23 protein-coding genes are annotated in these 23,424 nt (G+C 44.0%); 11 read left to right on the top strand and 12 right to left on the bottom strand.

Going from position 1 to position 23,424, the window contains the following annotated elements; genetic code table 11:
• Positions 1 to 1,278 (bottom strand): spinster family MFS transporter, encoded by a 1,278-nt coding sequence (locus N186_RS06550; RefSeq protein WP_020962996.1) that lies wholly within the window; start codon positions 1,276 to 1,278, stop codon positions 1 to 3.
• 174 nt (positions 1,279 to 1,452) lie between these two features.
• On the opposite strand from N186_RS06550, the gene N186_RS06545 reads away from it, so the two are divergent.
• A complete protein-coding gene (locus N186_RS06545) occupies positions 1,453 to 2,460 on the top strand; it encodes a phosphoribosyltransferase (RefSeq protein ID WP_020962995.1) in 1,008 nt (335 codons plus the stop codon).
• A 3-nt stretch (positions 2,461 to 2,463) separates the two neighbouring features.
• Here N186_RS06545 and N186_RS06540 read toward each other — a convergent pair whose 3' ends face one another.
• The 3 genes from N186_RS06540 to N186_RS06530 are packed head-to-tail and all read right to left on the bottom strand — an operon-like array spanning position 2,464 to position 5,695.
• Positions 2,464 to 4,089: an ABC transporter ATP-binding protein gene (locus N186_RS06540; protein WP_020962994.1), complete on the bottom strand. Its 1,626-nt coding sequence runs from the start codon at positions 4,087 to 4,089 to the stop codon at positions 2,464 to 2,466.
• 1 nt (position 4,090) lies between these two features.
• Positions 4,091 to 4,903 carry an energy-coupling factor transporter transmembrane component T family protein gene (locus N186_RS06535; RefSeq protein ID WP_020962993.1) on the bottom strand — a complete coding sequence of 271 codons (813 nt, stop codon included), beginning with the start codon at positions 4,901 to 4,903 and terminating at the stop codon, positions 4,091 to 4,093.
• Positions 4,904 to 4,906: 3 nt separating this feature from the next.
• Positions 4,907 to 5,695: a hypothetical protein gene (locus N186_RS06530; protein WP_148682119.1), complete on the bottom strand. Its 789-nt coding sequence runs from the start codon at positions 5,693 to 5,695 to the stop codon at positions 4,907 to 4,909.
• Between the two features lie 84 nt (positions 5,696 to 5,779).
• Here N186_RS06530 and N186_RS06525 point away from each other — a divergent pair, with 84 nt between their 5' ends.
• Entirely contained in the window at positions 5,780 to 6,511 is a 732-nt protein-coding gene (locus N186_RS06525) for a phosphoribosyltransferase family protein (protein WP_020962991.1), read from the top strand.
• Positions 6,512 to 6,561: 50 nt separating this feature from the next.
• On the opposite strand, the gene N186_RS06520 is transcribed toward N186_RS06525, so the two are convergent.
• Positions 6,562 to 7,026, bottom strand: a complete 465-nt coding sequence (locus N186_RS06520; RefSeq protein ID WP_020962990.1) for a PTS sugar transporter subunit IIA — start codon at positions 7,024 to 7,026, stop codon at positions 6,562 to 6,564.
• 70 nt (positions 7,027 to 7,096) lie between these two features.
• Here N186_RS06520 and N186_RS06515 point away from each other — a divergent pair, with 70 nt between their 5' ends.
• Positions 7,097 to 7,417, top strand: coding sequence for a PTS sugar transporter subunit IIB (locus N186_RS06515; protein ID WP_020962989.1), 321 nt, complete (start codon positions 7,097 to 7,099; stop codon positions 7,415 to 7,417).
• A gap of 17 nt (positions 7,418 to 7,434) precedes the next feature.
• Here N186_RS06515 and N186_RS06510 read toward each other — a convergent pair whose 3' ends face one another.
• Positions 7,435 to 8,724 carry a PTS ascorbate transporter subunit IIC gene (locus N186_RS06510; protein ID WP_020962988.1) on the bottom strand — a complete coding sequence of 430 codons (1,290 nt, stop codon included), beginning with the start codon at positions 8,722 to 8,724 and terminating at the stop codon, positions 7,435 to 7,437.
• Between the two features lie 233 nt (positions 8,725 to 8,957).
• Here N186_RS06510 and N186_RS06505 point away from each other — a divergent pair, with 233 nt between their 5' ends.
• Complete coding sequence (locus tag N186_RS06505) at positions 8,958 to 9,620, top strand: phosphoglycolate phosphatase (RefSeq protein WP_187148173.1); 663 nt, start codon at positions 8,958 to 8,960, stop codon at positions 9,618 to 9,620.
• Positions 9,621 to 9,639: 19 nt separating this feature from the next.
• On the opposite strand, the gene N186_RS06500 is transcribed toward N186_RS06505, so the two are convergent.
• The gene (locus tag N186_RS06500; protein WP_020962986.1) at positions 9,640 to 11,241 is read right to left on the bottom strand and encodes a PTS system mannose/fructose/sorbose family transporter subunit IID; all 1,602 of its coding nucleotides are present in this window, start codon (positions 11,239 to 11,241) and stop codon (positions 9,640 to 9,642) included.
• Positions 11,242 to 11,338: 97 nt separating this feature from the next.
• On the opposite strand from N186_RS06500, the gene N186_RS06495 reads away from it, so the two are divergent.
• The 4 genes from N186_RS06495 to N186_RS06480 all read left to right on the top strand — a co-directional run bounded on the left by N186_RS06495 (position 11,339) and on the right by N186_RS06480 (position 14,344).
• Positions 11,339 to 12,226 carry a DUF7916 family protein gene (locus tag N186_RS06495; RefSeq protein ID WP_020962985.1) on the top strand — a complete coding sequence of 296 codons (888 nt, stop codon included), beginning with the start codon at positions 11,339 to 11,341 and terminating at the stop codon, positions 12,224 to 12,226.
• Between the two features lie 5 nt (positions 12,227 to 12,231).
• Positions 12,232 to 12,636 (top strand): PTS sugar transporter subunit IIA, encoded by a 405-nt coding sequence (locus N186_RS06490; RefSeq protein ID WP_148682118.1) that lies wholly within the window; start codon positions 12,232 to 12,234, stop codon positions 12,634 to 12,636.
• 78 nt (positions 12,637 to 12,714) lie between these two features.
• Complete coding sequence (locus tag N186_RS06485) at positions 12,715 to 13,218, top strand: PTS sugar transporter subunit IIB (RefSeq protein WP_020962983.1); 504 nt, start codon at positions 12,715 to 12,717, stop codon at positions 13,216 to 13,218.
• A 13-nt stretch (positions 13,219 to 13,231) separates the two neighbouring features.
• Positions 13,232 to 14,344, top strand: coding sequence for a Gfo/Idh/MocA family protein (locus tag N186_RS06480; protein WP_020962982.1), 1,113 nt, complete (start codon positions 13,232 to 13,234; stop codon positions 14,342 to 14,344).
• Here N186_RS06480 and N186_RS06475 read toward each other — a convergent pair.
• The 3 genes from N186_RS06475 to nagA are packed head-to-tail and all read right to left on the bottom strand — an operon-like array spanning position 14,318 to position 18,553.
• Entirely contained in the window at positions 14,318 to 15,553 is a 1,236-nt protein-coding gene (locus N186_RS06475) for a neutral/alkaline non-lysosomal ceramidase N-terminal domain-containing protein (protein ID WP_052885546.1), read from the bottom strand. The genes N186_RS06480 and N186_RS06475 overlap by 27 nt on opposite strands.
• Before the next feature lie 10 nt (positions 15,554 to 15,563).
• Entirely contained in the window at positions 15,564 to 17,393 is a 1,830-nt protein-coding gene (gene glmS, locus N186_RS06470; protein WP_020962980.1) for a glutamine--fructose-6-phosphate transaminase (isomerizing), read from the bottom strand.
• A 2-nt stretch (positions 17,394 to 17,395) separates the two neighbouring features.
• Entirely contained in the window at positions 17,396 to 18,553 is a 1,158-nt protein-coding gene (gene nagA, locus N186_RS06465; protein ID WP_020962979.1) for an N-acetylglucosamine-6-phosphate deacetylase, read from the bottom strand.
• Positions 18,554 to 18,662: 109 nt separating this feature from the next.
• On the opposite strand from nagA, the gene ptsP reads away from it, so the two are divergent.
• A complete protein-coding gene (gene ptsP / locus N186_RS06460) occupies positions 18,663 to 20,408 on the top strand; it encodes a phosphoenolpyruvate--protein phosphotransferase (RefSeq protein WP_020962978.1) in 1,746 nt (581 codons plus the stop codon).
• Positions 20,409 to 20,419: 11 nt separating this feature from the next.
• Here the strand turns inward: ptsP and N186_RS06455 are convergent, their stop codons facing one another.
• Complete coding sequence (locus tag N186_RS06455) at positions 20,420 to 20,692, bottom strand: HPr family phosphocarrier protein (protein ID WP_020962977.1); 273 nt, start codon at positions 20,690 to 20,692, stop codon at positions 20,420 to 20,422.
• 48 nt (positions 20,693 to 20,740) lie between these two features.
• On the opposite strand from N186_RS06455, the gene N186_RS06450 reads away from it, so the two are divergent.
• Positions 20,741 to 21,493 (top strand): sugar isomerase domain-containing protein, encoded by a 753-nt coding sequence (locus tag N186_RS06450; RefSeq protein ID WP_020962976.1) that lies wholly within the window; start codon positions 20,741 to 20,743, stop codon positions 21,491 to 21,493.
• A gap of 86 nt (positions 21,494 to 21,579) precedes the next feature.
• A complete protein-coding gene (locus N186_RS06445; RefSeq protein WP_020962975.1) occupies positions 21,580 to 22,095 on the top strand; it encodes a type 1 glutamine amidotransferase domain-containing protein in 516 nt (171 codons plus the stop codon).
• Positions 22,096 to 22,127: 32 nt separating this feature from the next.
• On the opposite strand, the gene N186_RS06440 is transcribed toward N186_RS06445, so the two are convergent.
• On the bottom strand, positions 22,128 to 23,417 hold the full coding sequence (locus N186_RS06440; RefSeq protein WP_020962974.1) for a glutamine synthetase family protein: 1,290 nt from the start codon (positions 23,415 to 23,417) through the stop codon (positions 22,128 to 22,130).
• Positions 23,418 to 23,424 lie beyond the last annotated feature (7 nt).

Here is a 23,424-nt window from a genome sequence, read left to right as displayed (position 1 = left end):
TTAGCCACCTTTTAATTTCTCAGCTCTCTCCTTCATAAGGCTTCTTAGCCTGTCTACGTCCCTTGGTATAGTTATGGCCAACAAGGAGAAGAAGACAAAGCATAGGAGCCAAGTTGATACGCTTATCCATAGAATAGCTTCCCCCAGCCCAATGCTTTCAGCTAGCAAGCCGGACAGGAAAGGCGAAGCGGCGCTTCCAAGGTTTTCGAAAAATCTGAGATAACCTGTTGCACTTGACCTTAGCTCTGGCTCTGTAATGTCTGTTATAGCTGCTACAACGTTGGGTCCAGCCATTGGTATCTCGAACGCCGTCAAGATTGTGAAGAGCATGAATTCTTCGTTTGTTCTGGCACGGATAGCTAAGTAAATTAGTACAGCTGAGAAGAACACAACTATAGCACCAAATATGGCTCTGCCCCGCTTCGTCCTTTTGAACATCCAGTCGCCAATTACCCCAGCGACAAGGTTGCCGATAACCATGGCTATCAGCGAGATAGACATAACAACCATGACTATATCTGGGGCCATTCCTCTTTCTTTCTCCATGTAGGTTACGAACCAGAATGTGATGGCGTTCCAGGGAAAAACGCCCCAGAAGCCCTGGAGATAAAGCAATATTAGAGACCTGTTTTTCAATAAACGTGGGAGGTCCGAAAACTTCGCCTTGTAAATGTCTTCCTCGAGGAGGTTTTGAAGTTCTGGTTCAGAGCTTCCTCTAGGAATGTCCTTTATGACGAAAAATGTTAGGATTCCTATGATGACGCCTATGGGACCCGTTATGAAAAAGGCGTTCCTCCAGCTAAGACCCATCGATACAATTGACAGCGAAAGTATTGTTCCTATGATTGCGCCGAGGGGTCCCGTGGCATTTAATATACCGAGGGCTTTTCCACGGCTATAGGGCTCGAAATAGTCTGCTACCAAGCTATAGATTCCTGGTGGGGCGGCGTCATCTATGCCTGTAGCAAGCCTTGTGGCAAAGAATTCTCCGAATGTCCTTGAAAGTGCATTAAATATTGTTGTAAATCCCCATATTAGTGCAGCGAGTCCAGCAAGCATTTTGCGTGAATATCTGTCATATAGATATCCCCAGACCGGGTAAAGCAAAGCTGCTACGAGGACTGTTAGCGAGAATACTAAGCCAAGTTGACTATACGTCACTTTAAACTCGTCCATTACTTGTGGCGCCACCGCTGATATGATGAATCTATCTGCCTCGTGTATGGTCAAGAATATGAAGAAGAATATTACTATGAACCATTTATATTTTTTCGTCATAGCATTTATTAGTCACTCTCAAACTAAATAAATCTTGCGTTCATATGGTTTGTTTTTACTTGTTTCCCCTCTCAAAATTAAGGCAGACTTGAGAAGAGCCGCTAAGTTCTTATATTTCAACCCTTGATTTTGCCTTTTAGGGCGTATTGGCTCTCAAATTGAGGTGCAACATGCTTGGTAGAATCTAAACGTGCCAAAGAAGTAATCGACACGTTTGGAGTGAAGACTGACGTGTGTAGGAGGGTTGAAGAAGAATTTTTAGGTAAAGATGCAAGGCTCTTCAAGGTAGATATGGATGTTCCGGGGCAAGTCTACCTGCTTGATTCGCAGGAGGGCGTAGAAATTGCCTCGCAACCGGAGCTTGTTGGTTCAGATTTGTCTGCCAAGGCTCTAGCTTTGGCGGAGAAAGCCTCACGAATAATACTCCACATGATTAAGGATGATCAAACAGTCTTTCTCCATGTTTTGAGGGGTTCTCCTGGCTATATGTTGCATGAGGCCTTGAGGAGACATACCGCTAACATTAGAGAGATATACATTCGGATATCTAGTCATGCTGTCCCAGGCGAGAGTAGCGTAACCTATGGATCCCTTGGAGAGATACCTAGCAAGATCGAAAACGTGATTGTAGCCGATACAGTTGCGACTGGGCAGACTCTTGAATCAGCTTTCAAGTACCTGGTTAAGATAGGGGAGCTGAAGGGCCTAAGGTTTAAGCGTGTTTTTATTTATGGGTTCCTCTCCGAGCCTGGGGTTAAAAAAGTGGCAACTTTTCTTGATAGCTTGGATGTGGAGTCGGTTTTCATAGGGATCGAGGACTTGTCTGCCCTTGCTTCAAACAACTTCGATATGCCCCTATATGGTCTCGACCTTGATTTGCCAGGCAAGAATCCTCTCGGTGGCACTACAGATACCAGTATCCTGGAGAAAATGATTTATTCTTATTTTCCGGGGCTAGATCAGCCGGGTGACTGGAGCGAGAGACAGTGCATCCTTTTTACTGGCGAAAGCATGGAGCACGGCAGGATCCGTGAACACCTGGAAAAGACGTTGGCAAGGCTGGAGGCTTCAAAGAGCAAGCTTTCTGATTATGGATGGTACCCTGAATGGCTGGAAAGAGTATATGAAACGAGGAAAAGAAGGCTAGAAGAAGCTTTGACCCTGCAACATTGCCCAATGTAGCTTCTAAGATTTTTTGTCGCCATGCTTGCAGAGCTGTGCTATGAGGGGAGTTTTAAGCTTTGCATCCCTCGTTATAGCATCGTTAGTCAATACATCCACTGGGGATCCGTCTGCTATTATCCTTCCCCTTCTTAGGATGATTAATCGGTCAGCATACTTGGCTACAAGCTCTACACTGTGGGTAATGACTATGACGCTCTTATTTTTGTAGGACAATTCTCTTAATAGTTGGAAAAGTTGCTCTGAGAAGACTCTGTCCTGACCTGTTGTTGGCTCGTCAACTATAAGAATGTCGGGGTCTAGGGCATATACACTTGCCAATGCTAGGCGTCTTTTTTCGCCCTTGCTAAGGAAGAACGGGTGCTCGTCTCTTAGGTGACCAAGCCTAAATGTTTCTAGGGCAACTTCAACCTTCTCCTCAATTTCGTTAATAGGTAAACCTCGGAGCCTAAGTCCAAAAGCTACCTCTTCATAGACAGACTGGCAGAACAATTGGTGCTGTGGGTTCTGGTAAACATAGCCTACCTTTGATGCTAGCTCGAGCCTATTAAAGCTTCTCAAGTCTTTTCCATCTATCAATACCTTGCCTTCGGTTGGATCCAATAAGCCTGCGAGAATCTTGGCAAGGGTCGTCTTCCCGCTACCGTTTGGACCAAGAAAAGCCACAAGCTCGCCTGTCCCTATAGCTAGGTTAACGTTTTCAAGCGCTTTGACACCGCCTGGATAAACATGTGTGATGTTTACTGCTTGTAGCTTTGGTTTCCCCTCGCTTCTCGTCTCGTAGAATTTGCAGATGTCGTGGTTTAGGTTGCCACTTCGGGCCATTTCTAATAGCTTCTCATAGGAGGGGCTGTTTAGCCCCGCTTTGAAAGACAGCTCGTATAGCTCGGGAGGATATATTGAAAACCTCTTTAGGTGCTCTAGATTCTTGTAGAGTTCGCTTGGCTCGCCGTCGAAAACTATCTTCCCATAATTGAGAACCACGACTCTTTCAGCAAAACGTTGAATTATTTCTGGGTCCTGCTCTACAAGAATAATCGTTAGATCTGTCTCGCGCCTTAATTTTTCTACTGCCTGTATAACTTCCTCTTTGCCGAGTGGGTCTAGGTCTGAGGTTGGCTCGTCAAGGATAAGTATCTCTGGCTCTTTGGCTATGGCTGATGCTATGGCTACCCTCTGTTTCTCTCCGCCTGAGAGCTGTAACGGGTTGCGTGAAAGGAAAGACTCGTCAAGCCCTACCACTTTTAGGGCATGATTAACACGTCTATGAAGCTCGTCTTCGGATATGTCGAGTGGTTCAAGTGAAAGCGAGACTTCGTCCTCCACCGAACCCATTACGAATTGTATTTCGGGATCCTCAAACACTACGCCGACTTTCTGCATTAGTCTTGCCAGGTCTGCCGAAAGAGTGGACTCGCCGAGAACAGTGACTTCTCCTTTAAACTTCCCGGGGAGCCTCTGCGGGATAATGCCTGCAAGTGTAAGCATTAGTGTTGTCTTGCCGGCTCCACTTGGACCAGTAACCGCTAGGAATTCGCCCTTTTCCACACTGAGGGAGATGCCTTTCAGTGCATAGTCTGGCGAGGAGTAATATTGCCAGTAGAGATCCTGGACGTTGATTATCTCCACTTCAAATCACCCCGAAAATAAGTAGCTGTGCAAAGCCAAGGACAAATACTGCGAGATCCACCCTTCTAAAAGCGAGCTTTCTGTGGCGCTTCGACTTTGTCCACGGAGATATTCCTTTTGATTCAAGGGCAAGAGATACTTCATAGCTCCTGTTTATCATCAACGAGACAAGGGGTATCAATGCGTTCACGTAAAGCATGAATTTTTTTGAAAGGCTTGTTTTCTCGAAGTCTACTCCTCTAGACATCATTGCCTCTCTGATAACTTTGAAGTCTTCTAGGAATAGACTTATACCCCTAAAGAAGAGGGACACAGCTACTGAAAATCCCAAGGGTAAGTGGAGGTCTCGAAGCCCCCAAACAATGTCTCTGTCGCTTACCGTTGCAACGAATAGTGTCGCAGTGAAAATCATAGCGAGTATCCTAAAGATAAACATGCCTGCCTTGATAAGAGCGCTGTCAGTAATGCTTATCTTCCAGACAAGTGTGCCCTTCTCGGCGTTGACCTGGAGAAGGGTGTATTCAAATAACTTGTTTCCAGGGACGTTTGTGAACAGGATAAAACTCAAAACAATGAAGATGCTTATACTGGTTATAAGTATTAGGAAGCCCTTGAGTATTCTCAACGGGACACCAGCAAAGAGAAGAGTAGCAAAGACGAGGAAAACGAGAATGAGTGCCGAATGGATGTTCTTTATCAGTAGGACATCAAGAGAGAAAAAAAGAGGAACTAATATTTTGATTACAGGGTGCAACGACATATAGACATTATTCTTTGCTTCAAAGCCTGTTAGTTCTCCAAGTATTGTCGGCATTAGTTACGCCCACCATTTTTCAACGTAGAGCCCAGTTCGCTTGAAGACAGGCGTAAGTGCCACGAGGAGTGCAGTTGAAAGTACTGAGAGGACAATGAGGTCTCCTGCAACCCAGCCTACAAATACTGGCCAGAAGGCTTCGCTGGGGAGAGGCGGTGGAAAGTTAAAGATGGTTAGGGTGCCGGCTCCCCAAAGACCTGAAATAAATGAGGTCAGAATGACTCCGACAATGTATGTAGCCCAAGTCTTCTTGTCACCTACGAGTAGCCCTACAAGCAGGCCAAGTAGGGCGAGGGCTAGCCCTGTATAGACAGAGTAAACGTAAATGCTTGTGAAGGGTTCGCCAAGGCTTCCCCAGAGAACCTGTATTGTAATGCCGACCAATAGTATAATTGAGCCCAAAGAGATAAACAATGGAAAGAGCTTGGCAGCCCAGCCCCTTTTCACTGTGAAGTCTGGATCGATTTTGAGGACTCTAAAGAGGAATGCAGGTATAAAGGCCTCGATGAAGTCTGCGAAAGACCAAACAACGGATTGTAGTAAGGTGTAGCCCGAGGGATAGAGCCCCAGAAAAAGGCAACTAAAGTATCCTGCTAGGGCGCCCCACATGCCCATCCAAACACCTAGTGGAACGTAAATAGCTGCCGCGACGTACAGAGCGGATACGCCGGGCGCGCCGAGGACTGGGAAGATGAGGGACGAGACTACTGCTAGGACATATGCGACTGCCGTTGCAAATACGAAGGTGACTATGTGCATCCATGTTATTTTTCTTTTGATTTGTGCCTTCACGTGTTTTGCAACCACTTTTTATTTTTAAATTTTTCTCTCTGATTTAGCGTTAAACTTATATATTTCTTTCAAAAAAATGAAATCATGATAACCAGAAGTGAAGCAGCAATACCCCAGATCCTGGCTTGGAGAGCCCTGAAGACCCTAAGCAAACATTTTGAGCTCGGCTACTTGTACGAGATCTTGGCAGAGAACAAGATTAGGATATCACAGCCTGAACTTAAACGGTACATTGTTGGGACAGTTCTGCCTCCACAGTTAAAGGCAGTCCACATTATTCAGGCATTGAGGAGCGAGAACGTCTTCGCCCAAGTTGTTCAGAACAAGCTGAAAATCGATGAGAACGGCGTGGTCAACGTAGCAGAGCTGGCCTACGATGAAGACGTCTTGACAGTGGCAATGGCCGAGGCTTATTTATCGTTTTTTAGAAGCGTAGACGTCGTCTTGACGGCTGCAGTAAATGGTATCCCACTAGCATCTCTACTTGCTTGGGTTTTAGACGCCAAGCTGGCAGTGGCACGCAGGGAGCGGGAAAGCCAGTCGATAAAATACCTCTCTGCACAGATTTTTCAGACAGATCCACCCAGCATTGTCCACATATATCTCCCGGCGAACCACATACCAAAGAACTCTAGAGTGCTCATAGCTGATGACCTACTCCGTTCAGGAAGAACTCTGAAAGCACTATTGAATATTGTCCGCGACGCTGACGCGTACACTGTGGGCGTCTTTGCAATAGTATCTTTGAGCAATGCATGGCGGAGTCTTCTCAGCGAGGAAGTTAAGTCTCGGGTCTTGCTCAACATTCAGCAGTGAAAAACAATCTTTTTTTCTCTTGCATCAATAATTACGCATGGTAATTACTTCTATAATAGTTCCCTTAGTATTGACAGGGCTTCATAGGTATTTTTTGCTTCACGGAGGCTGTTCACTATTTGTTCTCCTTTATTTGCGAAGAGTTCAGCTAAAACTTGGAGAAATTTTAAATGTGATTTTTTGTCAGGAGAGGAAAAAGCCACTACTATGTAAACGGGGTCGTTATGAGAACCGAAGTTAACACCTTTACGCACTACTAGTATAGAGAAACACGTCTTTTGGGCACCTTCCTCTGGTCGTGCATGGGGAATAGCAAGTCCAGGAGCAATTGCAATATAGGGTCCCAATTCTTGACATGTCTTGATCATTCCTTCTATGTAGGATTCTTCTATGCAATTATCTCTCTGCAGAAGCTTACCTGCAAGGATTACTGCTTCTTTCCAGTCTGACACTACTTCCACAACTTTGATTCTTTCCTCAACCGCCTTCCATATCTCGTTATAGGAGCAGGCCACATTTCATTGCGTGGCTGAAAAACAATAAATACTTTCTTACAATTAAATTTTAAGGTAAGGTGAAAAACCGATGACTTATAGCTACATTTTAGGAAGAGAATTAAAAGTTCTCACTGTATGTGGTGTTGGGCAGGGAAGTTCCTTGATCATGAAAATGTTCGTAGATGATGTATTTAAGGAACTCGGTATTCCTGCAAAGGTTGAACCAACAGAAATATTGACTGCAAAAGCCGGAGGCGCCGATATTATCGTTTGCTCTATAATACATGAACCCGAATTAAAAGGCTCGGCAAAAATAATTGTAGGATTAAAGAGTCTCGTGGATAAAAAAGAGATGAGAGAAAAGATAACAAAAGCACTACTTGATGCTGGATGGATAGAGAAAAAATAAAAAAATTAATTTATTTCTTATTTGAAGAAAGGTCCTAAGATTGCCTTTAACAACCAGATAATTATGTACCAATCTGGGTCAGCTAGTGTTGCAAGTTCTGGAGCATAAGTCAATGCATTCAGGGTAACTGCCTGCCCAATAGCTAAGAAAGCACCATTTATAACACCTCCAAGTACTGCGCCTTTCCAGCCTCCAGTTCTATTTCCAAATACAGCTGCTGCTCCGCCTGGGAAGAATAACATTATCATTGGCGGAACAATTATTGCAAAACCTGTCGCTGCAAATAATCCCATGAATACTAGGAAGACAATTAAACCACTTACGAATCCGATAACTACTGCAGTTGGTGCCTGCGGAAAAACTACTGGGCAATCAAGTGCTGGTTTTGCTCCTGGAATAAGTTTCTGTGCTATACCTCTAAACGCTGGGACAATTTCTGCGATAAACATTCTTACTCCTGTTAAAAGAACAACGATGGCTACGGCGAAGTATATGCCTCTCAGAAAAGCCCAAATTATAGGATTGAGCTCTCCAGCTAATTTAACTACAGCAGTTGGGTTTATGGCATAACCTATTATGGCGGCTATGATCATTATTAAGCCCAGGATTACGGCTGTACTTACAGCGTAGTCTTTAAAGAAGCTTAATGCTTTGGGGAATTTTACTTGTTCTGTGCTCTCTTCTGGTTTACCTATATATTTACCTAGATAGAAAGCTAGAAAAGCAGCCGAAGATGATGTATGACCAAAAGCTATCTCATCTGTGCCCATAACTTCTTTCATTGCAGAGTGTATATACCATGGCTGTATGCTCCAGTAGAGTGCCATAACTATTGAACCGATTGCTATTATCTCGAGGGCTGACGCATTAGGTTTAATGGTGAGAAGAGTTGCAACAACAGTTAAAGATACCCACCACATCAAGTGTCCTGTTAAGTAAACGAATTTTATTTTGGTGAATCGGGCAATTATCAAGTGGATAATAAATGCAACAGTCATTATCATTGCTGCATAGCTACCAAACTTAGCAGTAAAGTCTCCTAGAGGGATATACCCGGGCGGGTATTTTGGCTGGAAGCCAACCGCAGTACCTACAATGTTTTGAAAGTTTACCAATTCATTAACAAAAAGAGTGGCGCCGGCAATCATCATTACGACTCCTATCATTACTTTGAAGGTGCTAGTTATAATCTCCTCAAATGACTTTCTCTGTATCAATAAGCCTATTAAGGCTACTAGGCCTAGAAGTATTGGTGGTTGTCCAAGAATATTTTGCCCGATCCAGTACAAAATTTCTAACGGGCTCATACGGTAGTAATACTTTTTTAAACTATTTATTTTTTACGCCATTGTAATAAATATTAGCATATAAACATTAAGAAGAAACTTAAACTAATCAGCAAAAATACAACCAATATGTGTAGCCTTTTATTTCATAATTCCTTCAGCTAGTCACGCAATTATATTGGATGCATGGGGTCTAAAGTAATAAGTTATCCTTTTATTCTTGAAAGGTTTCAGCACTAGGTGAAGAAATGTTGTTGATAGTTGTTGACTATGATGGAACTCTGGCTGAGGAGAATCATCCTGTTAGATACGAAGTGGCCCAGTCGGTCATGACTCTAAAACAAAAGCATGGTTTTAAGCTAATTCTAGCTACGGCCAGACCTTTAAGCGACATTGAGAGATTCGTTGAAGCGAGTTTGTTTGATGCCTTGGTTCTTGAGCTTGGCAGTGTTCTCTTCTTCCCGCCAAGTGATTTGATCTTATTTAGGCCTAAGTGGTGGAACACGTTTATCGAAGAGGTTTCTAGAGTTGTCCCCAGGGTTAACCTGGGAGAAGTTCTGTATTATTTTGACCAAGATAATATTTCCCTAGCGCAACATGTATTATTAAACAAACAGAGTGAATACTCTGTGGAAATGAAGAAGGTAGGTTCGCGGACTCATGTTTTTGCACCAAGGGGGCTTGATAAGGGTGTCGGGGTGTCTAGGCTTTTACAGGTAACTGGCTGGGATGCTAAGAATATGGTTGCTATTGGAGATAGCGCGTCTGATATACCAATGTTTCGGATTGCCCGCTTTAAGGTGGCTGTTGCTAATGCGGATCAAAAATTGAAAGAGATGGCAGACTATGTGACTAATAGGCCTTATGGTGAGGGGGTCGTAGAAGGCTTACAGAAGATTCTTGGAGAACCAAAGTGAAAAGAAAAAATATTTTTGTTTATCCCAGGACTCCTATTAAAGCAAGCACGAAGGCTGTGAGGAACAGGATAATGACAGCTTTACCGTAGCTGTAGCCTTTTGTCTTGATGAGCCAGTAGGCATATAGTGTAAATAGGAGTGGGAGCAGTGATGGCATGAGCTGGTCTAGAACTGGCTGCAGCTTGATGGCCTGGCCACCGTACTGGGCTAAGACTATTGGTGTTGTTGCTCTGACGTATGTGGCTGCTATGCCTCCAACCATTGCCATTGCAAATGCTGCAATTCCTTCCCTGAATATCTTGAGGACGTCTCCCTTTAGTACCTCAGCCAATGATAGACCATACTTGTATCCATAGACGAGGGAATAGTATTTGATTGCCCATGAGACGGGTATCCATATGAGGAGTGCAACTACTGGGCCAAGGATATTTCCATGTACTCCTAGGGAGGCGCCTATGAGGAATGCTATTGGGAGGATTGTGAACCATATTAATGAGTCTCCTAGTCCAGCGAATGGCCCCATTAGTGCTGTCTTTATGCCTCGTATAGTGTCTGGGTCTGCACCTTGTTCTTCTAATGATATCGTCATTCCGTATATTGCATTGTGAATGTGTGGCTCAGTATTGTAGAATTCGTTGTGTAGTCTCATCCAGGCTTTCAGTTCTTCTGGGTCTTTTCTTAGCTTCTTCTCTATGTCTAGCATTCCATGTGCAAATCCTGTGCCCATCATTCTTTCATAGTTCCAGGAGGACTGAATAAACCATGAAACGCCAAACCATCTGATAAAGTCTTTTGTTGTGGCTTTTCCAGCTGGAGGCGCTGTTGTAGTTGAAAGCTGTGTCTCGAGGGTTTCGCGGTGTATGAAATAGTAGATGGCAAATATTATCGAGCCAGCGATGAGTGCTATTGCTAGTAGGCTTAGCTTGAGGTAGGCGGCCAGTGCGAATCCAAGAATGAAGAACATGACGTTTCTTCTAGAAATCATAAGCTTCATTAAGATTGCGGCTCCGAGTGCTGGTAGAACTGCTCCAGCAACAGCCATCGCATCCCAGAATTTAATGACAAATGGCCCTATGTATACTACTTGTAATGCGTCTATGGCGGCTTTAACTGCTGGCGGGTTGATTGCTAGTGCACCTACAAAGAGCCATATAGGTATGGCTCTGGAAAGACCCCAGGGAACTGCACCCAATATGTTTATTATTGGTATCATTCCATAGTTTCCTCTCTCTATTTCACGGTCGGCCCAGTGAGTGAATACGGCGTCAAAAGACCTTACAACGATTTCTATGTTCATCGTTAGAACTGCAACTGGAATTGCTAGTGGTACAGCTGCCTCCGGCTTCAAACCGGTCACTACGGCTACGACGACTGATGCTATTGTTCCTGTTGCGGCCTCTGGCACTGTGCCTCCACCGATTGTAAAGAGACCTGCAAAGACGAATTCGAGTAGTGAACCTACTAGTAGACCCGTTAGTGGGTCTCCAAGGAGAATGCCTGTTATTGTGCCGGCTACTACGGGGCGCCAGATACCTAGCGGGGTTACCCAGATGTAGTCTAGTCCGAAGAAGAATGCTAGGAGTCCTAGAAGTCCCACTTCGAATGGTCCAATTGCTGTCATACAAATGTATTACGGATATTGCTTATTAATAAAATTTTTGGATTATAAATGTTTCTATCGAAAATATTTTTAATTCAAATATGCCTGTTTTACAGCTGTGGCTAAAAGAGTTTTGGAAATGACTGGTAAAGAGCTCTCAAAATGTTTAGCTAAAGATTTTAAGGCAGCTGTTCTAAGCTCTGAGGGGAGGACCATTGCAGCAGAAATCGTGGTTACTGCTCCTCCACTCATAGATGGGGTCTCCAATGTCGAGTTGGCGGCGTCATTTGGTGCGGATGTAATTCTTCTGAACATGATTGATGTATTTAATCCCAGGATTGAGGGTGTTCCTGAAAAGTATTATACTTCTTTTTCGATGCTTTCTGAATTTCTCGGCAGGTTTGTCGGCCATAACCTTGAGCCTGTGGATCCTGGATTGCTTCCTGCTGGAAGAACTCTTTCCGAGGAGAGTGTCAAGGCCAGCATTGATTTGGGATCTAAACTATTAGTTGTTACGGGGAATCCAGGTCTTGGCGTGACTTGGAGTAGGATATCTAAAGGTGTAGAATTGGCGAGAAAAATTGCTGGAGATAGAGTTTTGGTTTTTGGTGGAAAGATGCATAGTGGAGGCTTGAGAACAGAAGAGATGTACGACTTGAGACTTATTGAAGAGGTTTTAGCTAGGGGTGCCGATGGAATAGTGATACCTGCACCTTACACTGTTCCATGGTCACTGCCGGAAAATGTGAGTTCGGTTGCTAAGCTTGCTTATAGGTATGATGCTGTACTTATGTGTACAATTGGGACGTCTCAGGAGGGGGCCCAGAGAAGTGTAATCCGGAAAATCGGTTTAACCTCGAAGGCATGCGGCTGTGATATTCACCATATTGGGGATTCTGGGTATGGGATGAGGGTAGCTCTTCCAGAGAATATTTTGGAGCTTTCTTTAGCTGTGAGGGGTGTTAGACATACTTATAGACGTATCGCTATGTCTTATTTGAGGTGAGGGGTATGAGGATAGTGTTTGCCTCTCATGGAGGCCTTGGGTGCGCAATGCGTGAGGCTGTTTCAATGATCCTTGGCTTATCTGTCAAAGAGAAGACTGATTGTGTAGATCTTTTAGAGGGAGAGAGCCTCGAGAATTACTATGAGAAGCTTTCGGGTAAAGTGGATCCTGAAACAATAATATTGGCTGATCTGTTTGGTGGGACTCCTAGTAGGGCCGCATTAATGTTGCTCCAAGAGGGAAGGGCTAAGGCTGTCATTACAGGTTTTAACATGGCAATAGCTATAGAGATCCTCACGAATGAAGATCTCGGAAGTAATCTGCAAGAATTTATTTCTAGAGTAAAGGACGCGGGCTTGCAGGGAATAAGAGCCTTTGTGGGACCTCAGCTTGTTGAAATTTCAAAATAAAACTGGTCTTAATGATGCCTAGAAAAAGCTTAAAAGATAAAATGAAAACTTACATGAGTAAGAGTTTGGGTGTAATTGATGGAAAACAATCAGAATATTATCATTCGTATTGATGACCGTTTTATACATGGACAAGTAACAGCGGCATGGACAAAGAAATTTGGAGCAAATGCTATTTGGGTGGTAAACGATAAGATAGCTAGTAATCCTGCCTTGAAGCAGTTGCAGGTTATGCTTGCGCCCCCAGGCATTGCTGTTGAAGTGTTGAAGGTAGAGGAGGCTGCTATTAAAATCAAGAATGTAAATAATAATCTAAAGATATTAATGCTCTTTGAGAATCCAGTCGATGTTCTAGCTTTCATTGAGAAATCTGGAGTAAATGTTGAGTGGGTTCTCTTGGGACAGATGGGTTATAGAGCTGGGAGAGTCAAGGTGGAAAAAACATTCGATATTGGTCCCGAGGATCACAAGGCTTTGCTTAAGCTTCTCGACATGGGTATAAAGCTTTATTATCAGCAACTTCCAGATTTTCCACCGAAGCCGTTAGATATGGCTGAGAAGATAAGAAGTATAAAATTCTAAAAGATGATGCCTAGTGAAGATTAAGGCTGGACTTATAGGGGCGGGGTGGTCGGCTCAGGCACAAGGATGGACACTTTCTTCACTAAACAGAATAGTTAAAAAGAAAGATTTTCCCGAAATAGAGCTTGAAATTGTTTTGAGTAGAACAGCTACTCATGCAGAGGAAACTGCTAGGCAGTTTGGGTTCAAAAGGTGGACAACAAGCGAAGATGAGGTTTTCAATGTAGATTTAGATCTCGTTGCAATTGCTACACCAAATAATACGCATTATCCTTTAGCGTTGAAAGCTTTAGAAAGAGGGTTTAACGTTGTCTTGGAGAAGCCTGTAGCTCTAAGCCTCCATGAAGCCGGCGAAATAGAACGCTATGCTGTTAAAGCAGGCAGAAATGTGACTGTATGTTTAGTTTCGAGGTTTACCCCGGGAATCCAATACTTGCGTGGACTTCTTAGGAATGGGGAGCTAGGAGACTTTCTAGAGTTCCGGGGTGTAATAGCCCATGCAAAGCATGCTTACAGAGATACTCCTTTCGAGTGGAGAATGAGCAAGGCCATTGCAGGAGGTGGGGTTTTTGCAGATATCGGCGTGCATGTTCTTGACCTTGCTGAAAACGTCACAGGCAGACGCATTAAGAGGCTTTTCGGCAAGGCCTATACGCTAATAGGTGAGCGAATTGATCCCGCGACTGGTACAAGGCGTAAAGTTGACACAGAAGACGTTGGTTTTGCACTTCTCGAGTATGACGAGGGACAAGTAGGCAGTATTGAGGCTTCAAAAGTGTCTCCAGGCTTTGAAGAACAGATGAGAATAGAGATCTATGGCAGTGAGGGGAGTGCAAGATTCCTTCTGAATGAGCCTCACAATCTTTATGTTTTTAAGAGAAAGAGTAAAAGCATCGAGAAAATAGTAAAAGGTTACGAGGAGATTTATCCAGACCTAGTATGGCCAATTTCAAAGAGCTTTGAGGGATGGGTTTACTCCTATGTTATCTTGTACAAGCAGTTTATAGAGTACTTAGCAGGTCTACGGGAGGACTATCAGCCAACCTTAAAAGAGGGGCTTCGAAACCAGCAGTTGTTGGACTCGTTTTATCTTTCTAGCTCACAGGGAACCTGGATCGATGTCTAGCACATTACATATCGCAGAAAACACTTGTTGACGCGTTTTCTCATCTACAAACTGCATTATTTTTTCGTATCCTGGCTCGGCCTCCTTCATCAATAAGTAGCCAAAATATTCATTTGTATATCCTACAAGCGCAAGATATCGAGGCTCCACCAGTTTTTTTAAACTTAGAGAAATATCTGAATGCAGTTCGAACGGGACGAATACCATTTTGAGGTCGCCCAGATTTAGACCTATTATTTCAGCTTTCGCTGTGTATCTTTTCTTTGAAATAATTGGATAAAGTTTGTTTAAAGCTTCTATTCCTTCTCTCAGCGACTCGCTTCTACGTGTTCCGTCTTTCCATGTAGGCATCGATAGCTTGCGTATTTCCTCCTCGGTATATTCTTTGAAAGAAACAGTTATTTCTTTGGACACTATTCTAAGATTTTCCACATTGTGGAGCCTAAATTTCGATACCAAAACTTGGCGTGCAAATTCATTGCCGATTCTTTCAGCTTCACTGAATGTTTGTGCTCTCCTGGTAAACCTTGTTGAAATATTGCCTGCCGCACCATTTAGGAAGAGGCCTATATTTGTTTTAAGGACAGAATAAAGTCCTTTGAGAATATATTCAATGAGATCCTTAGTTATAAGTAAATTGTCGGGTCCTAATACTGTAGGGTGGACTGCGTAATTTACAAGGAAACCCTTAGTTTCCCCCTTCGAGGCAAAAGTTAGCAGAAGTGCCTCGTTGTCTATAGGGTTTCGTGGATCGTTTCTGTCTGTGGCTATATCTCTTATCTTTGTTTTATAGATATATGTCTCAGTTGGTTCGAGGTTATTAGCTATGTTTGAAAAAGTCTTCTCGGTTTGTTCCACAAAATAATCGAAGTAGTCCTTTCGGAAAACATTGTCTCCAAAAGTAAGCAAGAGGTTTGTAAACAGAGTCGCTGGGGCTGAGTGAGTATGTGTAGCAGTAACTATAACATTGACATTTCCAATTGTCTTTTCTGCTACTCTTTGAATTGTTTCCTTGATATGTGTGTCTACCCCTAAAAGGTCGAGATTAACAAGCAAGACCGCTGACTCGTCTTCAATAAGTAGTGCTCGGAGTTCTATATCGTCATGTACTCCCTGCGATTTTTCTCTCCTGGTTATGTAGCCAGCCAACTCGTGTCCTTGAGCCGGCTGAGGAGTTATAGTTGTCTTTGTGAAGGCTAACTCTAACAAGTTGTACCCCTTACTGTGTAACGGCTTTTACTAGGTGCCTAGGAGTATCTATGGGCCTGTTTAGTTTTTCGCCTAGTCTATAGGCGAGGAGCTGGAGAGGTACAGCCAGCGATATTGGGGCAAGGTGCCTCTCAGTCTCTACGGCTCGTATGGTAGTTACGCCGTCTTGTGAAAGCTCAAGCAACTTCTGATTGTTCTCAGAGCCTATCACTACTACGGTTGCACCTGTTTGTCTGGCCATCTCTATCGATGGAAAAGTTGCCTCTGCAGAAACCTTTTCGACAGGCATAATAAATATCGTGGCGAAACCTTGCTCTACAAGGACGAATGGACCGTGCTTGAATTCTCCTGCTTCGACACCCTCGGCGTGGAAATACGAGGCCTCTTTTAGTTTTAGTGCTCCTTCTAGTGCGAGGGGATATGTTAATCCTCTTGAAACTACATAGCCTGACCTGCAAAGAGATATTTTTTCTGCGGCTTTTGTTGCTTCACTATCTATGAATGCAAGCCTTTCATCAAGGCTTTGTGCAAGCTTCTTGATAGCTTCAAGCCTCGCTTTTTGCTCGGATTCCTCTATTTTGCCTTTTTGTCTTGATGAGCTTAGGGCTACTAGGTAGAGAACTTGAAGGGTTGAGGTGAATGTCTTTGTGGCTGGAACGGCTATTTCTGGTCCTGCGGCAATTGGTAAGTAGAGATTGGAGAGCCTAGCGAGCCTCGAGCCAACATAGTTGGTTATTCCAAGAATCGTGGCTCCTCTAAGTTTTGCCTCGTATAGAGATGATAATACGTCTCCAGTTTCTCCAGACTGGGAAATAGCAATGACGAGGGTTCCTGGCCCGACGTTTTCCAGGTAGTATAGTGGGAACTCGGCCGCACTTGTCACTATTGGGCTTATGCCGGCGAGCTCGGAGAAGTAGTAGGAGGCTATCATGCCTGCGTGTAGGCTTGTGCCGTTTGCTATGATGTAGATATTGTCGGCTCCTGTTACCAGTCTTCCCGCGAGGTTCAAATATCTCTTTTGCACAGAACTGAGCGTTCTTAGGAGAGCTTCTGGCACTTCGTTTATTTCCCTAAGCATGTGATGTTTATAGCCGCCTTTCTCGACGAGTATGGGGTCGAGTTGGAGCGGTAAAGACTGTACCTGTTTCGCTAAGCCTTCTGAGGTGTAAATGGTGGGCCCATCTTTTGAAAGGATTATTAGTTCTCCTGGAGAGAGCTCGCCGTATTGGTCTGCAAAGCCGTGCAGGGCGTATTGGCTACTGGAAAGGAGAACGTATTTGTCTGACAGCCCGTAGAAAAGTTTGGGCCCATTTGTTGTCGCGATTATTCTTTGTTTTTCTGCCTCCAGAACTGCAAATGAGAAGTATCCTTCCATTTTCGAGTAAATCTCCTTCAGGAACTCTGATGACTGATATTCTTTGTTGAGAAGAGACTCAAATATATGTGCAACTACCTCAAAGTCTGATCTCGAAGTAATCTTGTGGCCCTCCATCAGCAGTTTGTCTCTTAAATCTTCATAGTTTGAGAGTGAGCCGTCTCCGACGACAGCAATCCTTCTTTCACAGTCGGTGTGGGGATGAGCATTTTCAACAGTGGGTCGTCCATGGGTGGCGAAGCGCGTGTGTCCCAAGACTATTCTTGAGGATATGTTTTCTAGTCCGAGTTTCGCTGAAACTGCCTCTATTGATCCCGCTTCCTTGAAAATCTCTATGCGTCCGTCTAGAAGAACAGCTATTCCCGAGTTGTCTGCGCCCCTGTATTTAAGCCTTCTAAGGCCTTCTATTACTATGGGAACAGTGTTTTCAGAACTTTTTGAAATAGCAGCGAATATTCCTCCCATTTTTATCCCTCGTAGACGAGCTCTCCATTTATAATTGTCTTCTTTACATTTAATTTTTCATCTAGAATAATGAGGTCTGCCTTGTATCCGGGCTTTAAGTAGCCTATTTTTTCCCGTGTTAATGCCTCGATGCTCTTAGAGGGTGTATAGCTAGCCATTGTAAGTGCCTCTAGAAGGCCTGCTCCGGCCTTTATCACATTTTTGACTGCATTGTCCATTGTCAAGGTGCTTCCGGCCAGGGCCCCGCTTTCACTCAGCCTTGAAACGCCATTTTTAACGGTTATCTTGAGGCCTCCCAGTACATACTCGCCATCGGGCAAGCCAGACGCACTAACTGCATCTGTTATGAGGACTGTTCGTAGGGGTCCTGCCAGTTTGAATACGAGTTGAACAGTGGCTGGATGGAGATGTATGAAATCTACAATCATCTCGATAAATGTGTTAGGGTTTAGGAGTAGAGCAAATGGGAGGCCTGGTTCCCTGTGGTGAAATTGCCTCATCTGGTTGAAAATATGGTTGGCGACTGTAGCTCCCGCCTCTATTCCTCTAAGGGTCTCGTCGTATGTTGCCTGGGAATGCCCCAAACTGACCGTTATACCTCTGCTCTTTACGGATTTGATGAAATCTATGGCTCCCTCGAGCTCAGGCGCGACCGTTATTTTTCTGAGAAGTCCCTTCGAAGCAAGGTAGTAGTCTTCAAACTCTTTCAGGCTTGGCTTTCTCAGATATGCTTCATTCATGGCACCCTTCATGGAGGGATTTAGATAGGGGCCCTCTAGATGAGGTCCAAGAATTCTCGCACCTTTAGAGGGAGACCACGATTCAGCCGCCTTTGTAATGTTTCTACAGGCTTGGACAAGTTTCTCGTGGGGTGCGGCGACTGTTGAAGCCAAGAATGCCGTCACTCCACGTCCTGCAAGTTTTTGTGACATTTCTAGTATTTCTTCTGGCGAAGCCTCCGTAACATCTATGCCTGCATAGCCGTGTATATGGGTATCGATGTATCCTGGGGCGACATACTGTCTTTCAGCATCTATTATTTTGTCCGGTGTTCCTTGGACATTGAAACTCTCAATTACGCCATCCCTTATAGAGATATTAACCACGCCGATATCTTCTAGCGGAGTCAAAACATGCGCATTCCTAACTTGAATTCTCAAGTGTCAACCCTGAATACAGTTGTGTATTTAGGAATATAAACATTAGTTTTTCGCATTAGTTTTTAAAAACATTTTATATCCTTTTGATAATAGAAGATTGGGTTAAAGAATGAGTAGTTTACCGAGGAGCAGTGAGACGAGGTATAGAGGCCTAATCGTGTCTCCTGGGGTGGCTATTGGAAGGATTTTTGTCCTGAAGGAGAAAGATATATTAGAAAGCATTTCTGAATCGAAATCCAACGGTGTGGATAAAGAAACAAAGCTTCTAAACGAGGCAAGCCTAATAGTGAAAAAGAGACTTGAAGACTTAAAGAGAATTCTCCCGAAAGCAGAACAAGAAATTATTGATGCACAGTTACTTATGCTTGATTCCCTTGTGTCAGAGGCTGAAGAACTTATTCGGAACCTGTCTCTCAGCGCCGCTTCGGCTGTAAAGAGGGTTTACGAGAAATATTCAGAGTTGCTTAAGAGTGGTAGTGAGCTTTTTGCTCTTAGGTCTCAGGATCTGCATGACATTTCAGCCCGCCTGGTTTCAAGCATTATTGGAGCGGCTAAGACAGATGTTGATTGGAGAGATAGAATTCTTGTAGCAGAAGAAATTGATCCCATTAGGTTTTTGGAGGCTGTTGAGGGTGGGCTAGCGGGCCTAGTTACTCGGAGAGGTGGGTTGACGGCGCATGTGTCTATATTGGCTAGGTTGAAGGGTGTGCCTTATTTGATTTCTCAAGAGGTTGACTTAAACAGTTTGAGAAATGACGTTACCGCTGTGCTTGACTGTGTGAATGGCTATTTAGTTGTTGATATCTCCCCAAGATTAATTGATAATTACAAGTCTCTAGTCGCCGAGTATAAGGAAACAGTATCTCTGTATGCAAGAGAGGAAAAGCTCGAGCCCATAACAGTTGACGGGGTAAAAGTAGCTGTTATGTGTAATACTGGTAGCCTAGAGGAGGTCCGCGTAGCTCCGAGCTATGGTTGCGGGGGAGTTGGGTTGTTTAGGATTGAGTTTGCTTACATGGCTAGGGATGTAGCCCCTAGTGAGGAGGAATTATTTAATCTCTTTAAGAAGAGCTTAGAGTTCCTAGGAGGCGGTCCTCTAACTGTGCGTGCCCCAGACATTGGTGGAGACAAGCCTGTAAGGTTTTTAGAGATTCCGAGGGAGGCAAATCCCCAGTTGGGTTTTAGGGGGACGCGTCTTTTGTTAAAGTATCGTGACTCAATGCTTAGGCCTCTGGTTCGTGCGGCTTTGCGGGCGTCGGTATATGGTGACTTGAGAGTTATGTTTCCCATGATCTCCACAGTTGAGGAGGTTGAGGAGCTTAGGAGATTCATTGAAGAAGAAAAGGAAAAGCTAGAGAATGAGGGACAAAACGTTAAGATCCCTCTTTTGGGCGTCATGATAGAGGTGCCTTCTGCAGCTTTGCTAGTAAGAGAACTCGTAGATAAGGGCAGATTGAGCTTTGTTAGCTTTGGTACGAATGATTTAACCCAGTATGTTTTAGCGGCAGATAGAACAAGTACATATGTAAGCAATGTCTACGATGAACTTAATCCATCCGTTTTGAGGCTTATGTCGTACGCCCTTGACCATATTCGTGAGGGGGTAGAGACGGAAGTATGTGGCGAAATGGCTAGTAGAGGTGTTGCTATACCTGTTCTTGTCGGTCTAGGTATTAAGGGACTGAGTGTAGCTCCGGGCTTTGTAGGGAAAGTTAAATATGTTGTTAGGAGGATTAACTTTGCAGAGCTAGCTGAGGAAGTTAGAGAAATGATTGAGGAGGCTGATTCCTCTCGAGATATAAAGGAGTGGTCTCAGAATTATTTAAAGAAAAAGGATGTCAAGGTTTTCGAATGAATTTTATGAAATTATTGATCTATAGATGGGAGGTATTCAAGCAGAAGTTTGCTCAACTCGTTTATTGCTTGTTCTTCGTCGGGACCTTCAGCCTGGAGTTCTATTTCGTCTCCCATGTCTATGCCTAGGGATAATATTTGAAGAATGTTTTTTGAGTCCGCGGTTTTTTCGCCCTTTTTTACAATTATTTTTGACGTGAATTTTTTTGCTGTTTGGACAAAGACGGCTGCAGGTCTCGCATGTAGTCCGCTCTTGTTTTTAACTTTGAGGACGATGGTTTTCATGGTGTGTTTGAACATCTAAAAATATATTTATGTTGTGAAACATGAAGAATGATAAAAATGGTTTCCGATATTTATTCAGAGTTTTTGACTGGAATAGCCAGTCTCCAGGAGAGGATAGTGCGTGAAGAAAAATTGAACATGGAGAGAGCTATAGAACTCTTTGTCCAAGTTCTTAAGAATGATGGTTTCATCTATGTTTTTGGTACGGGGCACTCGATGATGATGGCTCTTGAGACTTTTTATCGGGCAGGCGGCTTGGTGCGTGTGTACCCAGTTTTTGATTTGAGTATTTCGGGTCTTAATGGTGCCTTTAAGAGTACTATGCTTGAGAGGCTTTCTGGTTATGCCAGGGTCTTGCTCGAGTCAATTAAGCCTGTCCCCAATTCTGTGCTTGTAATTGTGAGTAACTCTGGCAAGAACGCTGTTCCTGTTGAGATGGCGGCAGAGGCTAAAAGCAGGGGGTTGAAGGTTGTCGCTATTACTTCTGTTGAGTATAGCAAGAGGGTGCCCCCAAGCAATCCTTTGGGGAAGAAGCTTTTCGAGCTTGCAGATGTTGTTATCGATAATAAGGTTCCTGAGGGTGATGCTTACCTTAAACTCGAGGGCTTAGAGCAGAAGGTGGCGCCGGTCTCCACCATAATCAATTCGTTTATACTACAGCTTCTTGTCGCTAGAACCGTTCAGAAGTTGTTATCTATGGGGGTTAAACCTGAAGTGTGGATGAGTGCAAATGTACCCGGGGGCGACGAGGCAAATAAACAGTATCTCGAGAAGTATTTCAGTAAAATTAAGTTCTTATGATTTACCGTGTGCCTATGTCTCAACTTTTGGTTTCTTTGGAAAATTGTGAATAAGGAATAAATATCTACGCGAAGCAAGTACACATAATGAAGGCAACAGTTTTGGTTGAAGACTTGTTTGACGAGAGGGAGCTCATTTACCCACTTTATAGGCTCATGGAGCTTGGCTTTGAGGTAGACCTCGTAGGACCTGAGGCAAGAGAATACAAAGGAAAGAGCGGGCTAACCATAAGGGCGAACAAGGATGCAAGAAGTGCATTAGCTGAGGATTATGTTGTCTTATGGATACCTGGCGGCTATGCTCCTGATAGGCTGAGAAGAAGCAGGGAAATTCTTGAACTTGTTAAGAGAGTGGCCGAGAAAGGAGTGGTGGCGGCGGTTTGTCACGGTCCCTGGGTTCTTGTTTCTGCTGGCCTCGCTAAGGGTAGGAAGCTAACGGGATTTTTCTCGATACATGATGACCTCCGTAACGCTGGAGCAATAGTGCTTGACGAAAAGTTTGTCCGCGACGGGAACATCATTACTGGCACAGATCCAGAAGCTATGCCCGGCATGTTCAAGCTTCTTTTGGACGTTATTCGTGAAAAGGGATGGCTCATCTAGCCTTCGGTGACTCTTTAAAATGTGAAAATTCTTTACAGGAAAAAATATTCTTTTATTTCCCAGTCTGTAATCTCCTGAGGGTTTTGGTTTCCAGCTATTCTGGAGTATGTGTCCCATTCCTTTGTTTTCAGTTCTACCATTTTCTCTGTTAGTTTTTTTAGGTCTCTAGGAAGACTTGGGCTTTTTTGTGCAATGTTTATTGCTTCTCCCAGGCTTTGAGGGACTCTTGGTAGACCATTTTTTTCGAAAACATTTTCATTGCTTTCTGGTGGCGGGGTTAGATTTTCTTCTAGTCCTTTCACTGTTGAGTATAGGACAGAGAGTATCTTGAGATAAATGTTTCCAGCGGGGTCTGGTAGACGGTACTCGATTGTGCCCGAGAGCCCCTTTAGGCCCACGGGTAGCCGGATCATTGTAGTCCTGTTTCCTCTCCCCCAAGAAATATAGACTGGAGCCTCGAATCCAGGGGCCAGCCTCTTATAGGAGTTAACAGTGGGGTTGGTGAGTAGAGCGAATGTGGAAGAATAAGAGAGCAGACCCCCTACAACCCTCTTTCCTGTTTCAGTAATTTCGCCTTCTTCTATTGCAATATTTCTTTCTCCGTTATGAACGGAGACGTGAATGTGTAGACCGTTCCCCGGCAAGCCTTTAAAGGGTTTAGGCATAAAGGTTGCCTCCAAGCCTTTCTCGTAAGCTGTTTCCCATAGGAGCTTCTTTAGAAATACCACTTCATCTGCCAACTCGAGAGGTGTTCGTGCTTTTGGGAGAATCTCGTATTGGCTGGGTCCCACTTCGTGGTGTGTAGCAGAGATTGCTACGCCGGCTTCTTCTGCTCGGATGATTACCTCGGCCAAAAAGTCTGAATTGTTTGAGTAGGGGGAGAGATACATGTATGAGCCGTCGTCTATTGGTCTATGGTTTTTTGTCAGGTAGAATTCAAGCTCGGCTCCCATCAAGACCTTGTAGTTTTTCGAACGGGAAAACTCTCTGAGTAGAGTCCTCGGAGAAATGTCTAATGGTTTGCCGTCTTTGTAGAGATCTCCCATGAGGAAAGCTGTAAGACCCATTCTTGTCCTGTAGACTTTGAGTGTTGTAGGGTCGGGAACAAGCATCGCGTCTGAATCTTCTATAGGTAAGAAGCCTATGCTGTATGCATCTACGCGGTATCCCTTTAGGACGTCTTCAGGTTTTTCTGGCTTTAGTATGCGGCCACGTATGTGTCCATATAGGTCTTGCACAGCTACTTCGTAGAATTTTACGCCCTTGTTTCTCAACTCGTTGAATTGTTTTTCGAATTCCTCGATTGTTTCTTCTCTGTGCATATAGGGT

The sequence above is a fragment of the Thermofilum adornatum genome (assembly GCF_000446015.1).
Lineage (GTDB): Archaea > Thermoproteota > Thermoprotei > Thermofilales > Thermofilaceae > Thermofilum > Thermofilum adornatum.
This window is presented reverse-complemented; position numbering and strand designations above follow the sequence as displayed.